Origin of the sequence: Marinobacter sp. BSs20148 (assembly GCF_000283275.1) — a bacterium.
In the GTDB taxonomy this organism is placed as follows: Bacteria; Pseudomonadota; Gammaproteobacteria; order Pseudomonadales; family Oleiphilaceae; genus Marinobacter; species Marinobacter psychrophilus.
Genome location: NC_018268.1, coordinates 1654647 through 1672465, shown reverse-complemented (window position 1 = coordinate 1672465; position 17819 = coordinate 1654647). Strand labels below are relative to the sequence as shown.

Here is a 17819-nt window from a genome sequence, read left to right as displayed (position 1 = left end):
AGCGCCAAATTCTACAAATTGGTACCTTCGTAATGGAAATCAACGTCAATTTTCTCGACAACCTCCGAATTGAAGCCAAGTTTGACGACTTCTCGGTGATTTCCGACCAACCTATACGCTACAAAGGTGACGGTTCAGCGCCCGGTCCTTTTGACTATTTTTTGGCGTCATCGGCGTTGTGTGCGGCCTATTTTGTCCGGGTTTATTGCATAGCGCGGAACATTCCAACCGACAATATCCGCCTGTCGCAAAACAACATTGTTGATCCCGAGAACCGCTATAACCAGATTTTTAAAATTCAAGTCGAGCTGCCAGAAGACATTTCTGATAAAGACAGACAAGGCATTGTGCGTTCCATCGACCGGTGTACGGTCAAGAAGGTGGTCCAAACCGGCCCTGAATTCCAGATTGAAATCGTAGACAGCCTGGATGAAGACGCCCAGGCCCTGCTGATGGCCAAGCCAGAAGGCGACGCCAGCACCTATATTTTGGGTAAAGACCTGCCGGTGGAGCAGACCATTGCCAACATGACCGCCATTCTGGCGAATTTGGGCATGAAGATCGAGATCGCATCCTGGCGCAATATCGTGCCTCACGTTTGGTCACTGCACATTCGCGACGCGGCCTCGCCCATGTGCTTCACCAATGGTAAAGGTTCGACAAAGGAAAGCGCCCTGTGCTCGGCGCTCGGCGAGTTTATTGAGCGCCTAAACTGCAACTTCTTCTATAACGATCAGTTTTTTGGTGAAGAAATTGCCAACAGCGAGTTTGTTCATTACCCCAATGAACGCTGGTTTAAGCCAGGGCCCAACGACGAACTGCCCCAGGGCATTCTGGATAGCCACTGCCTGGAGATCTACAACCCGGAGGATGAACTGGCTGGTTCTAACCTGATCGACACCAACTCTGGCAATGCAGAGCGCGGAATCTGCGCTTTGCCCTTTGTACGGCATTCAGACGGCGAGACGGTGTACTTCCCCAGCAATCTGATTGAAAACCTGTTCCTGAGCAACGGCATGAGTGCGGGTAACACGTTGTTTGAGGCGCAAGTTCAGTGCCTGTCAGAAATTTTTGAGCGGGCGGTCAAAAAGCAGATCATTCAGGAAGAACTTACGCTGCCAGACGTTCCCCTGCACGTATTGGAAAAATACCCCAACATTTTGGAAGGCATTCGGGCGTTGGAAGCACAGGGATATCCTGTGTTGGTCAAAGACGCCTCGCTTGGGGGCCAGTTTCCGGTGGCCTGTGTCGCGTTGATGAACCCGAAAACCTCCGGCGTTTTTGCCTCTTTCGGCGCGCATCCGACTCTGGAAGTGGCGCTGGAACGCAGTCTCACTGAGTTGATGCAAGGCCGCAGCTTTGAAGGCCTGAACGATTTTCCGCCCCCGACGTTCAACAGCCTTGCAATCACCGAGCCCAACAATTATGTAGAACACTTCATTGATTCCAGCGGTGTGATCTCTTGGCGCTTCTTCAGCGCCAAGGCGGATTTCGAATTTAGCGAGTGGGATTTCTCGGGCACCAACGAAGAAGAAGTCGCCTGCCTGCTCAACATCCTCAAAGATCTGGGCAAAGAAGTGTATACAGCGGTTTATGACGACTTGGGCGCCCCGGTCTGCCGCATGCTGGTGCCTGACTATTCCGAGGTTTACCAGATAGAGGATCTGATCTGGGACAACACCAATCGGGCTCTGGATTATCGCGAAGACATTCTCAACCTCCACTCGTTGAATGACAAGCAGCTGAATGCCCTGGTAGAGCGCCTGGAAGAAAGCCAGATAGACGATTACACAGACATCATCACCTTGATCGGTATTGAATTCGACGAGAACACGGTCTGGGGCCAGCTCACCATTCTGGAGTTAAAGCTTCTTATCAACCTGGCTCTGGAACAGTACGAAGACGCCCTTGACCGAGTCGAAACCTTTATCCAGTTCAATGACAATACCGTGGAACGCGGGTTGTTTTATCGGGCGGTGAGTGCGGTACTGGAAATTGTTATCGATGACGAACTTGAGCTGAGTGATTACCTGTTTAATCTCAAGCGACTGTACGGTGAAAAGACTATGGACGCGGTGATGGGGTCGGTGAATGGCGAGGTGCGCTTTTACGGCCTTACCCCAACCAACATGCAGTTGGCAGGCCTGGACAAACACCTGCGGCTTATTGAAAGCTATAAGAAGCTGCATGCAGCGCGTGCTACCAGAGTTTGAATGACATAAAGAACCGGAACTGAACACCGGGGCAGTTTTACTTTCCGAGGGAAGCACTGATGAGTCAGAACGTTGGCGATACAAGCAAACTGGATAAGATTCTCGCTGAACAGCGTGAGTACATCGCGAAGCGCGAAGGCGGCTATCGCGAAAAATCGTTAAAAATGTACCCGTGGATATGCGGACGCTGCACCCGTGAGTTTACCCGCGCCAATTTGCGAGAACTGACGGTGCATCATCGTGACCATGACCACGACAACAATCCCCCCGATGGCAGTAACTGGGAATTATTGTGCGTTTACTGCCACGACAACGAACACAGTAAATTCGAGGATTTCGTGCGCTACGGCGGCGGCGGTGAAAAAAAGCGGGAGGCGGCTACGCACAATCCGTTTGCTGGGCTGAAAGAAGCGTTTGAAAAAAAAAGCTAAGAGCCAAGGCTGAAGCCCAATGCAAAACGCCGTCAACGGTTATGATTGACGGCGTTTTGCATTTACTGGCCGGCAACCCCAAGGTTTTCACCGCAATTATTATGATCACCCCAGCGCTTGCTGGGTAATGGCAAAAACCATTGGCTTAAGGCCCTGGTAATAGGCTGTAACGCTTTGGGTGTCGTCTCCTGTAAGAGCATTCGCAAAGGGCTGTTACTTGGACTCAGAGATAAAGAAATCATGATAAATTCATTTTTTAATGGAATAAAATACCGCATGGATAATATGAGTATAACGTAAAACGCGATGACCGCTATTTTGAGCAAACGCTGGTAATTGAAACAAGAATTGGTTTTTTCAGCCTCCTGCACGTGGTTTTCTAATCCAATGTATTCGAAAAGAGTATTTAAATGAAAAACTGGCTATTTCTAAGCATCGCTATTATTGCGGAAGTGATTGCGACTTCAAGCCTGAAGTCGAGCGAAGGCTTTACCAAAGTACTTCCCAGTATGATGGTGGTTATCGGATACGGCGTCGCTTTCTATTTTCTGTCGCTGACCCTGAAAACGATTCCAGTCGGCATAGCCTATGCCATCTGGTCTGGTTCGGGAATCGTTCTGATATCACTGATCGGCTGGTTGGCGCTTGGTCAGAAGTTAGACATGGCAAGCGCGTTCGGGATGGGGCTTATTGTGGCCGGGGTGGTTATTATTAATGTGTTTTCCAACTCAACTGCGCATTAAATTTTACCAATATGTTAGCCTCGATCAAATCTCAAAAAATCTTGGAACCAGCATCAACCCCACACCCACCGCCACCAGCGCAAGCGTGTTCGTCACCAGATAGGGGTATAGAACCAACGCGACACCACAATATCGCGTTACGATATTCGATTGCTTGCGGCCGTAAATGAAATAGCCGACGCCAATGGAGCTAAAAATCAGCCCCAGAATTAGATGTGTGGTGTCCATCACAATGTCACTGTTTTCAGCCTTTTTTGTCTGTGTTTACAGATAGCGCCCGGCAGAACCAACAGCCACGACGACCAGCCCGATAATCAAGTTAATGCCAACGAGCCGGCGAATTTTACCGACTTGACGCCCGCCTTCCTGGGGGTCGTTAGCAGCAACGGCCAGTTTCAAACGGCGGAACGGGGCAAAGTAGAGGTGAAAAAACAACAACATCATGATTAAGCCAAGCGTCTGCATGGCATGAATGTGCCACCCTGCCCCAGCCATGCCACCAAATCCTTTGAAAATCATCCAATAACCGGTGATGAGCAAAAGTACAATCGCCAACCAAACCCAGCGGAAAAACCGGGTGAGCGTTTGACACCAAAGTTCACCACGTTGTTCCGCTGCGATCACCTCACCCACAGCCGGGCGCATCGCCATATAGGCAAAAAACATACCGCCAACCCAAATAACGGCGGATAACGCATGCAACGCAAGAGCCAAACCCATAACATTTCCTTTTGATGTAATTCGTACCTGAATTTACACGAACGGCCCGACAAACACGATCGGCAACCCCATATTTCTCTGCCTTAAGACCGTACCAGACGTCTATTTACCAACCCATTTGCAGAATTCCCTCCTATACTTTTGGGCATAAAATAAATAGAAGAAGAGAATCGTATGCCTGCTGACAACCCTCGCCCCCAACCTTCTCAAGGCAAGCGCACCGAAACCGACGGCCCGAAGCTCGACAATTAACAACTTGAAGACCGCGACCAGCGAGGGTCCGGGCGGGTATTCCTTGCCGAGTACTTGGAGTTTGGCCTTTGGGGCTATGCCTTGTCGCATTACAGCAGCGGCTGCCTTTTTAATGAGCCAAACGCACAGTTTAAAATAGTTATCACCGAAAAAAATTTGGATCTACTTAAAAAAGCAGGCTGACAGCAAAGAGACATGCCTGGTTTGAGGCGCTTTTTATTATGCTCAGGTAGTATAAATAGCCGATCTATATCTTATTAGTGCCCCATAACGAACACACTTTATGTTAAGAGGTATATGCTCTTCTGCGTTTACTAAAATAAGGTACAAGTAGAACTTTTGGGAAAGCGCCGGTGATGGCGACACCACTTATAACGTAGCGGTTGCTTTTTTCTATTTGTCCATATTCTTTACGAGCAGCAGACTCAGTCGGCTGCAAGACAGTCTATTCCTTGGGTACTAGGTAATGTATACGATGTATATAATCCTAGTTGTAACTCAGCATGTTACTTTACCCGAGTTTGGTGCAGTGGCGATTTATTTCTTAGTACCTTTTACTGTAATCACCCTGACTATTAGCGCGCGGTTAAAGATACACAAGCGAAACCAAAGAAGTTAATGATAATCATTCCTATGTTTTCGATAACGATTGTTATTTGGTAAACGTTTTAATTATCAATACCTTTCATTTTCGGCAAGATGATTAACGCCTTCACGTTGTGCATATTGAACATTGGTTCATTTCGATCTATTCTACGTTCGAAACGTATAATTACCCGCAACTATTACTAACCACTTAATATACTTAAGTTATACACAAATAAGGAACTATTATGGCTAATCAAAGTCGTCGTAAATTTATGCGTCACAGTTTGCTCGGTATGGCTGCCCTCCCTCTTGGTATGGGCATTCTGTCTCAGCGCGCTTTCGCCCAAAGCCTTCCACCGCTCGACCCAACGACTCCCCAAGCCAAGGGGTTGAACTACGTTAAAGTGGCTGAAGAGGCTGCCGGCCACCCGGCTTATACGGCAGGTGAACACTGCGCAAACTGCATGTTCTTCCTGGAAGCTAATAATGGCTGCTCTTTGTTCCCAGCAAACAGCGTAGAAGTTAACGGCTGGTGTCAGACTTGGGTCCAGAAGGCCTAACCGTCAGTGTTCAATGAGTAGCCTTAAAAACCGGGGCCGATTGTTTTCTCAGGAAAATAGATCGGCCCCGTTTTTCTTTTAAAAAGCGTAAGCGTGAAGTAAGTTATCTGTGACTTAATCAGGATGACCAGCAATGACTACGCCGCCGTTCTCTCCCGTTTTCTGGCGTGACAAGCGCATGCCTTTCGTAGAACTGCGTAAGGTCGCCGATGGTCGCCATGTCTGTTATGCCCTCCACAGCCACCCGCATTGGTCTCTTGGCGCAATTACTAACGGCAAAAGTACGTTTCGTTATCGCGACGACAGCTTTGCGGTCAGTGCCGGAGACTTGGTTGTAATGAACCCAGAATGGGCGCACGCGTGTAATCCTATAGATAACCATCCATGGTCGTATCTGATGATGTATGTCGATACTCAGTGGTTAACAAATCTGCGATTCCAAGCGGGTTTACTCCCTACCCCAGTCTGGCTGGATCTGCACACGGCTGTGCTATCCGATAACCGCTGGTTCGATCGTTACTGCTATCTCGCAGATTGCCTTTTGGATACTCAGTCTGCTGTTACGGACAAACAGAGAGAATTAGAGGCGTTTCTGTCAGGTCTCATGCACGAGCTGGCCACTCAGCCAATCAATCAGCAGCCGGCTACCGCAGATGTTTTAACACAGCTGTCTCGCTATATGGATCAGCATGCGACAGAAGATGTTTCGCTGGAGACCCTATGCGCCTTTTCAGGTTTTAGCGAGGGCCATTTGATCCGCTCCTTTAAACAGGCATTCGGTTTCACGCCCCATGCCTATTTAGTGAATCGACGCGTGCAACTTGGCCAGAGTCAGCTAAAAAAAGGCACGCCCATTGCCGAGGCAGCCCTGAATGCAGGCTTTTCTGATCAGCCTCACTTTCAGCGTGCCTTTAAGCGAAGAGTGGCCGCAACGCCAAACCAGTACCGTCTCGGTTCAGCTAACGAGAAGATACACGCAGCTGACAGCAAGTAATAACGCCAGTGTGCGGTTGATGGTCATCAAGATGACAGGCTTTTGAACATATCGGCGCAGGAATGCGCCGGCGTAAACCCAGCTAGCCAGTGACAACCAACAAATTGGCAGGTAAAGGGCGGCAAATAGCAAAATCTGACTCAGGTCGTTTGCGTTGGTAAATGCCCCAATCCCAGAAGCGGAAGCAAGCCAAGCTTTGGGGTTCAGCCACTGCATCAAGGCGCCCGCGGCGAAGCCCGGTGCTTTTTTGCTGCCAGCCTCTGGCAACTGACCGCTGTCTAAGGCTAACTTGATGCTTAGATAAAGCAAAAATACGACACCCGCCCAGCGCAACAGACTTTGTAGCCCCGGCACCATCGTCAGCAGTGAATAAAGACCCAGCCCTACCGCGATGAAGAGCACGATAAAACCCAGCGTGGCACCGGTGACAAACGTTAAGCCGGTGGCAACCGGGTAGCGGGTACCACTGCTCAGGCACACAAGATTTACCGGCCCAGGTGAAATAGATGCCGCCAAGGCAAACGCGCACATGGGTAGAATCAAAGACATAGTCATACACTCTCCGGTCAATTCAGGAGTAGATTCTGACACGCTCGGCAACATCGTATATTGAACAAAATTGAGGTGTTGCGGCTTATTGAGTTTCCATTAAGCTCGGGCTTAAGAGCCCGATCAAAATCGAGACAGGCCTACTCTTGGCGACGAGTTTCAGCCATCAGCACTCTCATCAACGTCGACGCCGGTAGCTCTCGCGCCAACGGTGCTCCCTGCCCCGCCCATTGCGCGGCAAATTCGTTGTTTCCCAGTTTGGATGCTGCCCCACTAAGTCGTTTAACCGCGTCATAAGCCAGCGGGTAATCCGCGGGAAGCGGGCTGTTTTCTGCTTCGCCAAAGGTAACCAATCGATTAACCATTCCTCGTGCCGGCCGGCCGGATAGGACATCCGTCAATCGTGTCTGCGTTGCACGTTGGCCTTTCAGGTTTTCACGATAGGCGGTATTGGCCGCAGATTCGGGGCACAAAACAAACGCCGTTCCCATCTGCGCAGCTACTGCTCCAAGGCTCAACATCGAGCTGATGGCATAGCCATCCATAATGCCGCCCGCCGCTATGATGGGGCGTGTCGTTTTTGCCGCAAGTAGCCTCACAAGCACCATTGTACTCAAACACTCATCCGTTATCTCCGGGTTGAACATGCCCCGGTGCCCGCCAGCTTCCGTGCCCTGGGCGACAATGGCATCTATTCCCGCTTGCTCGATCAGTGTTGCCTCGTAAAGATTGGTCGCCGTTGCCATAGTGTAAATGCCGGCCTCACGCAAACAGGCAATACAGTCAGCAGAAGGTATGCCGAAATGAAAACTGACGACAGTCGGGCGCAGCTCAAGCAGCATCTCGAATTGTTCGTCGTCGACAAGGAATGATGTATAAATTTCGTCGAGTTGATCGGGCGTATCCAGCCCGGCTTCGCTGAACAGTGGAGCAAGATACTCAAGCCACGCTTTTTCTCTGCCAGAGTCACGCTTTGCGGCAGCGTGGCAAAAGACGTTCACATTGAACGGCTGTCTGGTTAGCCGGCGCGTCTGTTCAATCATGTTTCGAGCTTGGTCAATTGTGCTGGCGCCAATCCCCAGTGAACCGAGCCCACCCGCGTTCGACACCGCAGCAGCCAACTCCGGCGTAGATACACCGGCCATTGGTGCCTGAATGATTGGGAAACGAATGCCCAGTTTTTCAATAAAATCCGAAGTCGTGTGCATTAATAATCCTTAAAAACCAATGCCAGTGTGTTGTGCCGTATTTTCTTGAACTTTGCCTGAGAAGTGATCTTTGCGGCCACCCATCTCACCTACCTCATCGTCAGTCAGTTTGCCCCGGTATTCACACATCGTGCCTTTGAGTTGTTCCCAATATTTAACAATGATGATGGCGTTGCAATTAATTCATAATATGTTCATGTTTACATGAAGCACGTTGGTTTAGAAGGCGTTATTTTTAATAAAAAAAGGCGCTTCAACTCTCGCTGAAGCGCCTTTTTAAGTACCCTCTACACTTACGCGAGATCAAACCGGTCGGCATTCATGACCTTGGTCCAGGCGGTCACAAAGTCATGCGCAAAGCGCTCTTTGTTGTCGTCCTGAGCATACAATTCTGCGTAAGAACGCAAGATCGAGTTAGAGCCGAACACCAAATCTACTCGGGTGGCGGTCCACTTCACTGCGTCAGTTTTACGATCGCGAATCTCGTAGGAGTTTTTGCCCGTCGGCTTCCAGCTGTTGCCCATGTCGGTCAGGTTGACAAAGAAATCGTTGGTCAGTTGCCCTTCCCTGTTGGTGAATACGCCGTGCTTGCTGCCACCGTGGTTGGTGCCAAGCACACGCATCCCGCCTAACAGCACCGTCATCTCCGGCGCAGTCAGGCCCATCAGCTGAGCACGGTCCAGCAACAGTTTTTCCGGGGTAGCCGTGTAATCTTTTTTCACCCAGTTGCGGAAACCATCGTGAATGGGCTCCAGCGGCTCGAAAGATTCCACATCCGTCATCTCGTCAGTAGCATCGCCACGGCCGGCCGAGAATGGCACGTTTACGCTGACACCCGCGGCTCTGGCTGCCTGCTCTACGCCAACATTGCCCGCCAGCACAATCACGTCGGCCACACTGGCGCCGGCGTCTGCGGCAATCGCTTCCAACACGCTTAATACACGGCCCAGGCGCTCAGATTCGTTACCTTCCCAGTCTTTCTGGGGGGCAAGACGAATTCGCGCACCGTTGGCGCCACCGCGCATATCCGAACCACGGTAGGTACGGGCGCTGTCCCAAGCGGTGTTGATCATGTCAGTGGGGTTCAGGCCACTGGCAACAATCGTCGCTTTGACGGCATCAACGTTATAACCGGTGTTGCCGGCAGGCGTCGGGTCTTGCCAGATCAGATCTTCTTGAGGTACTTCCGGGCCGACATAGCGTACTTTTGGACCAAGGTCGCGGTGAGTCAATTTGAACCAGGCGCGAGCAAACACGTCTTCAAAGTAGGCTTGATCTTTGGCGAACTTCTCGGAGATTTTGCGGTACTCCGGGTCCATTTTCATGGCCATGTCAGCGTCAGTCATGATCGGGTTGCGACGCACAGACGGGTTCTCTGCATCCACCGGCTTGTCTTCTTCTTTCATGTCCACCGGTTCCCACTGCCAAGCGTCGGCCGGGCTCTTGGTCAGCTCCCAGTCGTGGTTCATCAGCGACTTAAAGTAACCGTCGTCCCATTGGGTAGGGTTGCTGGTCCAGGCTCCTTCAAGACCGCTGGTGACCGTGTGATTTCCCACTGTACCTGTCTTTTTATTCCAGCCGAGGCCCTGCTCGTTTACTTCAGCGCCTTCCGGTGCTTCGCCCAGATTTGCCGGATCGCCATTACCGTGGCATTTACCCACGGTGTGACCACCTGCGGTCAACGCGACCGTTTCTTCGTCGTTCATGGCCATTCGCTTGAACGTTTCGCGCACGTCGCGGGCCGTTGCAAGCGGGTCCGGATTGCCGTCAACGCCTTGGGGGTTCACGTAGATCAAGCCCATCATCACCGCGGCCAACGGGTCTTCCAGATCGCGATCACCACTGTAACGGCTCTTTTCGTTGTCACTGGTAGCCAGCCACTCGTCTTCTGCACCCCAGTAGATGTCTTCTTCCGGGTGCCAGATGTCCTCGCGGCCAAAGGCGAAGCCAAAGGTTTTGAAGCCCATAGATTCATAAGCCACGTTACCCGCCAGCACAATCAGGTCGGCCCAGCTCAGCTTGTTGCCGTACTTGCGCTTGACCGGCCAAAGCAGACGACGGGCTTTGTCGAGGTTGCCGTTATCTGGCCAGGAGTTTAGCGGAGCGAAACGCTGGTTGCCGGTGCCGGCACCGCCGCGGCCATCCGCAACGCGATAGGAACCGGCCGCGTGCCACGCCAAACGAATCATCAGACCGCCGTAATGGCCCCAGTCCGCAGGCCACCAATCCTGACTGTCGGTCATCAGGTCATTCAGATCTTTTTTCAGTGCGCCTACGTCGAGTTTTTTCACCTCTTCGCGGTAATTGAAATCGGCACCCAGCGGCTTGGTTTTGCTGTCGTGCTGATTAAGGATGGCCAGGTTCAAGGCGCTGGGCCACCATTTCATGTTGGTGCTGCCGACGCTGGTATTGCCGCCGTGCATGACTGGACATTTGCCAGCCGTCGGGTTGTTGTCAGCCATATTTTTTCTCCACTGTTATCGGGGGATGTTGGCTTCACTCAAAGACTGCGTGACAATTATGTTTTTCATCTCTGATGTGGCTTTAATCACTATAGGCCAACAGGCTATTATTAATATAATTTTCTTTTACTACCGATTCTGTTAGCTTTTAACTATGACTATGTAGACAGGTCTGCTTGTTCTACCAGCACTAGCACCCGCGAAAAGTCGTCTTCGGTGAACACGCCGTTCACCCCGGAAATAGCCGCTAGAGTCATGCTGTGTTTCCAACGCCAGCACCATGGTTTCCAACAGGCAAGCGAAGCCGGGCGGGCACAGAGCCAATGGCCCCGAAGGCTCCAACCACCATGGCTTTGCCCCGCATTTTGCCGTTATCGCCTATTTTCGCGCGGCCAATCTTCTTCACGGCTTCTTGGGCGGTCCTTGGTGGGTTATGACCTAAATGCCAGATATCACCACACTAGTTTAGACTGTTCGCGACATCCTGCTGTTGGCAGCAATCAATTAAGCGTTGATTGACGGCTGTGGCCTGGTTAAGGAACTCGAACATAGGTGCTACTTCACGAATTTTTCGTGCCTGAGGCCAAAGGGCCTCGGCTTCGCTAAAACCCTGGCGTAAATAATTCATCCATTGTTTGATGCGCCCGGTTACGTATTTGTCCTCCAGCCAGCCCTGAAGCGCGCACCCGTATTCCTGCACCAAAGCGAGTGCTTCCAGCCAGGTCATCATTTCGATGCTTTCACCGCGCTGGCTGGCGCGAATTTGGCGTGCCAAATCCGGCCGCGCCACCAGGCCACGGCCAATCATTACGTCGTCACAGCCAGACACTTCACGACAGCGCCAGTAGTCAGCCACCGTGAAAATATCACCGTTGGCGATTACCTTGGCCTTTACCGCTTCCCGCGCCTTGGCAATTTCTTCCCAGTAGGCAGGCGGCTTATAACCGTCTTTTTTGCTGCGGGCGTGAATCACGATTTCGCCGGCACCGGCTGCCTCCAATGCTTGCGCACAGGCCACACCCATCGAGCGGTCGTCGTAACCCAGACGCATTTTCGCTGTCACCAAAACCGTCGCAGGCACCGCCTGGCGCACGGCGGCAACAATTTCGTGCATTAGCTCGGGCTCACGCATCAATACACAACCGCCTTTGTGCTTGTTCACGGTTTTGGCCGGGCAGCCAAAGTTGATGTCCACCTGGGTGGCGCCCAGTTCTGCGGCTTTGGCACCGTGGCGGGCCATCATATGCGGGTCGGAACCCAGCAGCTGAACCGCCACTGGCACGCCCACCCGGGTCAGCGAGTTGTTATGAAGTTCGGGCGCGTATTTATAGAAAATTCGCGGCGGCAGCATGCCGTGGGTTACGCGAATAAATTCGGTTACGCACCGGTCAATACCGCCCACTTTGGTGAGAGTTTCACGGATAGGTGCATCCACTAGCCCTTCCATCGGGGCCAGAATAATTCGCATGAGCGCTCCAGAGCAGGTCAAAACAGCGGTGAAAAAGTGATAGCAAAAGTAGCACTGAGGATGCCAAAAAATCAGCAAATAGAAAAGAAGGGATTATACGCGTTCTATGGTTTCAAACTTGCCTTGGTCGTTGAAGCTAATGCAAAAACTGCCACGAATGCCATCGTTGAGATAAAAACGGGAAAGAATTCGAGCCGGGAAACGGACAGAGCGTCCGTCCCGGGCCCGTGCGGTCACATCCTGTGCAAGGCCCTGGTAGAGCTTTATCCACTCGTCAGGGCCAATGCTAATGTCCACCACAATGCGTTGCATGGCTCGTATCCGGTCTGGCTTAGTTAGCCAGCTCCAACAGCAGACGGTTCAGGCGTGTTACGTAGGCGCCCGGGTCTTTCAGCTGTTCGCCACTGGCCAGGGTAGCCTGGTCCAGCAGAACTGCAGACAGCTCGCCAAAGCGATCTTCACTCTGCTCACGCTCCAAGCGCTGCACCAGCGGGTGGTCCACGTTGATTTCGAAGATCGGCTTGCTGTCTGGCACGCTCTGGCCAGCGGCTTCCATAATCTTCTTCATCTGGGCGCCCATGTCGAAATCCGCCACCACCAGGCAGGCTGGTGAATCGGTCAGCCGGTTGGTTACGCGCACTTCTTGAACCCGTTCTTCCAAAGCCTTTTTTATGCGCTCGAGCAGGCCTTGATGTTCTTTGGTAGCTTCTTCCTGATGCTTTTTGTCTTCTTCGGTTTCTACATCACCCAGATCCAGCTCGCCGCGAGCCACATCCTGAAACTGCTTGCTGTCGAAGTCATTGAGGTAACCCATCATCCACTCGTCAATGCGGTCAGATAGAATCAGCACTTCAATACCTTTCTTGCGGAACACTTCTAGGTGCGGGCTGCTCTTGGCGGCCATGAAGTTGTCAGCAGTGATGTAGTAAATCTTTTTCTGGCCTTCTTTCATGCGGCCGATGTAGTGCTCCAAAGATACATTCTGGGCTTCTTCACCGGTGTGGGTAGAGGCAAAACGCAGCAGACCGGCAATTTTTTCGCGGTTGCCGAAGTCTTCCGCCGGGCCTTCTTTTAATACCGCGCCAAATTCGTTCCAGAATTTCTGGTATACATCGCCTTCTTTCTTAGACAGCTTCGACAGCATGTCCAGAACTCGCTTGGTGACCGCGGTGCGAATGCTGGAGACGATGCTATCGTTCTGCAGAATTTCACGGGACACGTTCAGCGACAGGTCGCTGGAATCAATCACACCCTTGGTGAAGCGCAGGTACAGCGGCAGGAACTGTTCGGCGTCGTCCATAATGAACACGCGTTGAACGTAGAGTTTCAAGCCACGGGGTGTTTCGCGGTTATACAGATCAAACGGCGCGCGAGCCGGAAGGTATAGCAGACTGGTGTAGTCCAGCTTGCCTTCCACTTTATTGTGAGACCAGCTCAAAGGATCTTCAAAATCGTGGGAGATGTGCTTATAAAACTCTTTGTATTCCCCGTCTTTAATTTCTGTGCGCGGCAGTGTCCAGAGCGCAGTGGCATCGTTGACAGTTTCGTCTTTGCCCTTCTGCTCTTCTTCCTCGGATTCAGACGCCATGACCACCGGAAACGAAATGTGGTCAGAGTACTTCTTCACCAGGTTGCGCAGGCGCATGCCATCGGCAAACTCTTTGGCTTCCGGCTTCAACTGCAACACAATTTCGGTGCCACGCTGGGCGCGTTCAACGGTTTCGATGGTAAATTCACCGTCGCCTTTAGACGCCCAATGTACGCCTTCAGATGCGGGTGCACCGGCGCGGCGGGTAAATACGTCGACCTGGTCTGCTACAATAAATGACGAGTAAAAGCCGACACCAAACTGGCCGATCAGCTTGCTGTCTTTTTTCTCATCACCAGACATCTGCTTTAAGAAGTCCGCGGTGCCGGAGCGGGCAATAGTACCCAGATTGCTGACCACGTCTTCGCGGGCCATACCAATGCCGTTGTCACTCAAGGTGACGGTATTGGCTTCGGCATCGTACGCCAAACGAATTTTGAGTTCGGAATCGCCTTCGTACAGGCCGTCGTCTTTCAGAGCGGCGAAGCGCAGCTTGTCTTCTGCGTCAGATGCGTTAGAAACCAGCTCACGAAGGAAAATTTCCTTGTTGGAATACAAGGAGTGAATCATCAGCTGTAGCAACTGCTTTACTTCGGTCTGAAAACCCAGAGTTTCTTTTTGCGATTCAACCGTCATGGTGCGTATCTCTCCTGACTACTGTGGAACATAAAATAAGTGGCGATTTATGCTACGCCGTGGATCATGGGAGCAGAAATGGGGCCACCCGGAAGCATTTCAAGGCTAACGTGTCAGCGGATTTAACGTCTGTGATTAGCCAGACAGAAAGCCACCTATGCTATAAAGCCCCCATAACTTGAGAATTAGCAGGAGCTCGCAGTGAACCCAAGCATCAAATCCCAGATGTTGAAAGCCCTACTTACCGCGTTAACGCTGGCTTTTACGTTGGCCGGCTGTTCAGTCAACCCGGTCACCGGGGAACGCCAGCTGTCCATCATTCCGGAAAGTCAGGAATTGAGTATGGGTGCCGAGCAATACAAACCGACTCAGCAAACCCAGGGAGGCCTGTTTTATCTCGACCCTGAGCTGACCGTTTACGTACGCGAAGTGGGCATGAAACTGGCGGCGGTGAGCGACCGGCCTGACCTACCCTACGATTTTGTGGTGTTGAACAGCAGCGTGCCCAACGCCTGGGCCCTGCCTGGCGGCAAGATTGCCATCAATCGCGGCCTGCTGACAGCGTTCAGCGATGAAGCCCAGCTGGCCTCGGTGCTGGGCCACGAGATTGTGCACGCCGCTGCCCGCCACAGCGTGCAGCGTATGCAGCAGGCGCAGATTATAGGTTTGGGAGTGGGTGCTCTGGGCCTGGCGCTGACGCATAACGAATGGGCGGGCATGGTGATGGGCGGCGCAGCCGTTGGCGCACAACTGGCGCTCGCGCAATACAGCCAGGACGACGAACTGGAGTCCGACTATTACGGTATCCGCTATATGAAAGCGGCCGGCTATGACCCCCAGGCCGCTGTAGAGCTGCAGCAGATTTTTCTGGAAATGTCCAAGGGACGCAGCGCCGGATTCATCGACGGACTGTTTGCCACTCACCCGCCATCCGCCAAACGAGTGGCCGCGAACCGTAAGCTGGTGAGCGAAATCGGTGGCGGCGGCTATCGCGGTGAAGACGTATACCAGAAGAAAACCGCCCTTCTGCGAAAGCTGCAGCCTGCTTACGACGCCCACGACAAGGCGGTGGAATTGGCTGGTAAGAAAGAATACGCGGCGGCCATCGACAAGGTGAACCAGGCGATCAAGCTCGCCCCGCGAGAAGCGATGTTTTACAACCTGCGCGGGCGTTTGTACCAGCAGCAGGAAAATCTGGACAAAGCCGCTAAGGATTTTGACAAAGCGGTTGAGCTTTACCCGGAAATGTACGTGTACCGTATCAACAAGGGCCTGAACGCGCTGGAACAGAATAACCTGGGCAAAGCCAAAGACATTCTGACCCAGGCCAACCAGTCGGTGCCTACGTCCATCGCGTTTCTGCGCCTGGGAGACATTGCGGTGAAACAAAACAACCGTGGCGAGGCCATTACCAACTACCGCACCGCTGCGCAGGCCGGTGGCGACATCGGCCAGGAAGCTCAAGCCAAGTTGGCGCGCCTGAGTCAATAACCCGTCAATCGCAGTATTTAAAGCCGCAGGCCTAAAAGCCTGCGGCTTTTTTTATGGCAAAAAATGATCATTGTCACGGCTTTGAGCGACAGCCCGGTAAGGCCGATTGACTTTATAGAGTAATCACTCTAAAAATACGATCAGTGACATTCACAGTGGGTAATAACCATGGCAACAAAGCACCTTCAGCCACTGGGCTCAAAAGCCAAGCGGCTATATGTAAACATTATGTTTCAGGTAATGGGCCGAGCCTTGCAGGCGGTCAGCGAAGTGGACGACGAGGTGTGCAATGAAGCTTACCCACTGCCCACAGGTTTTCTATTTCAGATGATGGTGATGCCCAGGGGCGCCAGCCTGCTGATTGAGCACGTCGGCGACGGGCGCTTTAAATACCACAGCGGAGAAGCGCCACGGCCGATCGACTTAGCAATAAAATTCAAACACTTGGAACACGCATTTTTGGTGCTTTCATTTCAGGAAAAAACCTCGGTGGCCTTCGCCAACGATCGCATGTTGGTGGATGGCGACATCAGTTACGCGGTGCGTATGACCCGTATCCTGAACCGCTTGGAGGCCTTTATTTTGCCAAAATTGTTGGCCAAACGGGCGGTGAAAGAATATCCCCCCGATCTGCAGTTGCCTGAAAAGCTCATCAGCGCCGCCCGAATTTATCTGAAAGTTGCGACCCATTTTATTAAAACAGCGAGAGCATCATGAGCCGCCAATATTACGAGTTCTTCTGCCCGGTGAAGGTTATTGCCGGCAAAGCCGCTCTGGAACACATCCCCTACGAACTAACCAGCATCGGGGCCAAACGCCCGATGATTGTGACCGACAAGGGCGTGCGCGCAGCCGGTCTGCTAGACCCGGTGATTGCCGCCTGCGAAGACAGCGGTTTAGAGATTGTCAGCATTTTTGATGACGTGCCACCCGATTCGTCCATCAGCGTGGTGCGCACCATTGCAGCGCTCTACCGCAGAGAGAAGTGCGACTCGATCATCGCCGTAGGCGGTGGCTCGGCCATTGATACCGGTAAAGCGGTGAACATTCTGGTGTCTGAGGGCGGTGATGACCTGGCCAAGTACAGCGGTGCTGGTGTGATCAAGAAGCCGTTGAATCCGTTTTTTGTGGTGCCTACCACTGCAGGTACTGGCTCGGAAGTGACGTCTGTAGCGGTGATTACCGACGAGGTAAAAGGCGTAAAACTGCCCTTTACGTCTTCATTTTTGCTGCCCAACGCAGCGATCATTGACCCGCGAATGACCATTACCCTGCCACCGCACATCACTGCGGCCACGGCCATGGACGCCATGACCCACTCGGTAGAAGCCTTCACCTGCATGGCGAAAAACCCGCTCAGCGACGCTTATGCCACAGCGGCCATCAAAAAGGTCAGCCAGTTTCTGCCCAAGGTGATGGACAACCCCAAAGACGTCGATGGCCGCCTCGAATTGGCGCAGGCATCGACTATGGCAGGCATCGCGTTCTCCAATTCCATGGTGGGCCTGGTACATGCGCTTGGCCACGCCACGGGTGCTATCTGCCACCTGCCCCACGGCTTGTGCATGAGCCTGTACCTGCCCTACGTGCTGGAATACAACCTGGAAACCATTCGCCAGCCTTTGGGCGAGCTGTTGCTCTATTTGGACGGCCCGGAAGTGTATTCCGCCACGCCGGCCAGTCGCCGCGCAGAAGCCAGCATTGCCGCCCTTCGCAAGATGCGCAACACCCTGTATCAGCAGTGCAAGTTACCGCGCACCCTGAAGGAAAGCGGCAAAGTGACTTACGATCAGCTGGAAGCCATTGCCCAGATGGCGATGGACGACGGCGCTATCATGTTCAACCCGAAAGAAGCCGATTTGAAAGACGTGCGTGCCGTATTGGAAAACGCCTGGGCCGGATAAGCCCGAGCGCTG

The 17819-nt window shown here is 52.4% G+C and carries 16 protein-coding genes; 8 read left to right on the top strand and 8 right to left on the bottom strand.

The annotated features are described in order from the left end of the window. Positions 1 to 32 precede the first annotated feature (32 nt). The 3 genes from MRBBS_RS07510 (at position 33) to MRBBS_RS07500 (ending at position 3387) form a co-directional block, all read left to right on the top strand. A complete protein-coding gene (locus MRBBS_RS07510) occupies positions 33 to 2213 on the top strand; it encodes an OsmC domain/YcaO domain-containing protein (protein ID WP_014870857.1) in 2181 nt (726 codons plus the stop codon). Between the two features lie 59 nt (positions 2214 to 2272). After that, positions 2273 to 2644: a YajD family HNH nuclease gene (locus MRBBS_RS07505; RefSeq protein WP_014870856.1), complete on the top strand. Its 372-nt coding sequence runs from the start codon at positions 2273 to 2275 to the stop codon at positions 2642 to 2644. 410 nt (positions 2645 to 3054) lie between these two features. Next, positions 3055 to 3387: a DMT family transporter gene (locus MRBBS_RS07500; protein WP_014870854.1), complete on the top strand. Its 333-nt coding sequence runs from the start codon at positions 3055 to 3057 to the stop codon at positions 3385 to 3387. Positions 3388 to 3411: 24 nt separating this feature from the next. On the opposite strand, the gene MRBBS_RS07495 is transcribed toward MRBBS_RS07500, so the two are convergent. Further along, positions 3412 to 3615, bottom strand: a complete 204-nt coding sequence (locus MRBBS_RS07495; RefSeq protein ID WP_014870853.1) for a hypothetical protein — start codon at positions 3613 to 3615, stop codon at positions 3412 to 3414. Between the two features lie 36 nt (positions 3616 to 3651). Continuing rightward, complete coding sequence (locus MRBBS_RS07490) at positions 3652 to 4107, bottom strand: CopD family protein (RefSeq protein ID WP_014870852.1); 456 nt, start codon at positions 4105 to 4107, stop codon at positions 3652 to 3654. Positions 4108 to 5192: 1085 nt separating this feature from the next. On the opposite strand from MRBBS_RS07490, the gene MRBBS_RS07480 reads away from it, so the two are divergent. Continuing rightward, positions 5193 to 5507 (top strand): high-potential iron-sulfur protein, encoded by a 315-nt coding sequence (locus MRBBS_RS07480; protein ID WP_014870850.1) that lies wholly within the window; start codon positions 5193 to 5195, stop codon positions 5505 to 5507. Positions 5508 to 5640: 133 nt separating this feature from the next. Then, the gene (locus tag MRBBS_RS07475; RefSeq protein ID WP_014870849.1) at positions 5641 to 6501 is read left to right on the top strand and encodes an AraC family transcriptional regulator; all 861 of its coding nucleotides are present in this window, start codon (positions 5641 to 5643) and stop codon (positions 6499 to 6501) included. On the opposite strand, the gene MRBBS_RS07470 is transcribed toward MRBBS_RS07475, so the two are convergent. The 6 genes from MRBBS_RS07470 to htpG all read right to left on the bottom strand — a co-directional run bounded on the left by MRBBS_RS07470 (position 6463) and on the right by htpG (position 14412). Further along, on the bottom strand, positions 6463 to 7050 hold the full coding sequence (locus MRBBS_RS07470) for a LysE family translocator (RefSeq protein WP_041635521.1): 588 nt from the start codon (positions 7048 to 7050) through the stop codon (positions 6463 to 6465). The genes MRBBS_RS07475 and MRBBS_RS07470 overlap by 39 nt on opposite strands. A gap of 140 nt (positions 7051 to 7190) precedes the next feature. Further along, positions 7191 to 8258: an NAD(P)H-dependent flavin oxidoreductase gene (locus MRBBS_RS07465; RefSeq protein ID WP_014870847.1), complete on the bottom strand. Its 1068-nt coding sequence runs from the start codon at positions 8256 to 8258 to the stop codon at positions 7191 to 7193. A gap of 293 nt (positions 8259 to 8551) precedes the next feature. Then, a complete protein-coding gene (gene katG / locus MRBBS_RS07460; RefSeq protein ID WP_014870845.1) occupies positions 8552 to 10720 on the bottom strand; it encodes a catalase/peroxidase HPI in 2169 nt (722 codons plus the stop codon). A gap of 460 nt (positions 10721 to 11180) precedes the next feature. After that, a complete protein-coding gene (locus MRBBS_RS07455) occupies positions 11181 to 12188 on the bottom strand; it encodes a tRNA dihydrouridine synthase (RefSeq protein ID WP_014870843.1) in 1008 nt (335 codons plus the stop codon). A 93-nt stretch (positions 12189 to 12281) separates the two neighbouring features. Further along, positions 12282 to 12500 (bottom strand): DUF2835 domain-containing protein, encoded by a 219-nt coding sequence (locus tag MRBBS_RS07450; protein WP_014870842.1) that lies wholly within the window; start codon positions 12498 to 12500, stop codon positions 12282 to 12284. Positions 12501 to 12519: 19 nt separating this feature from the next. Continuing rightward, on the bottom strand, positions 12520 to 14412 hold the full coding sequence (htpG, locus tag MRBBS_RS07445; RefSeq protein WP_014870841.1) for a molecular chaperone HtpG: 1893 nt from the start codon (positions 14410 to 14412) through the stop codon (positions 12520 to 12522). A 201-nt stretch (positions 14413 to 14613) separates the two neighbouring features. Between htpG and MRBBS_RS07440 the strand changes: the two genes are divergently transcribed. The 3 genes from MRBBS_RS07440 to MRBBS_RS07430 all read left to right on the top strand — a co-directional run bounded on the left by MRBBS_RS07440 (position 14614) and on the right by MRBBS_RS07430 (position 17807). Next, positions 14614 to 15903, top strand: a complete 1290-nt coding sequence (locus tag MRBBS_RS07440; protein WP_014870840.1) for a M48 family metalloprotease — start codon at positions 14614 to 14616, stop codon at positions 15901 to 15903. Positions 15904 to 16071: 168 nt separating this feature from the next. Next, positions 16072 to 16620, top strand: a complete 549-nt coding sequence (locus MRBBS_RS07435; protein ID WP_014870839.1) for a hypothetical protein — start codon at positions 16072 to 16074, stop codon at positions 16618 to 16620. Then, the gene (locus tag MRBBS_RS07430) at positions 16617 to 17807 is read left to right on the top strand and encodes an iron-containing alcohol dehydrogenase (RefSeq protein WP_014870838.1); all 1191 of its coding nucleotides are present in this window, start codon (positions 16617 to 16619) and stop codon (positions 17805 to 17807) included. The genes MRBBS_RS07435 and MRBBS_RS07430 overlap by 4 nt, the downstream gene beginning before the upstream one ends. Positions 17808 to 17819: the final 12 nt, after the last annotated feature.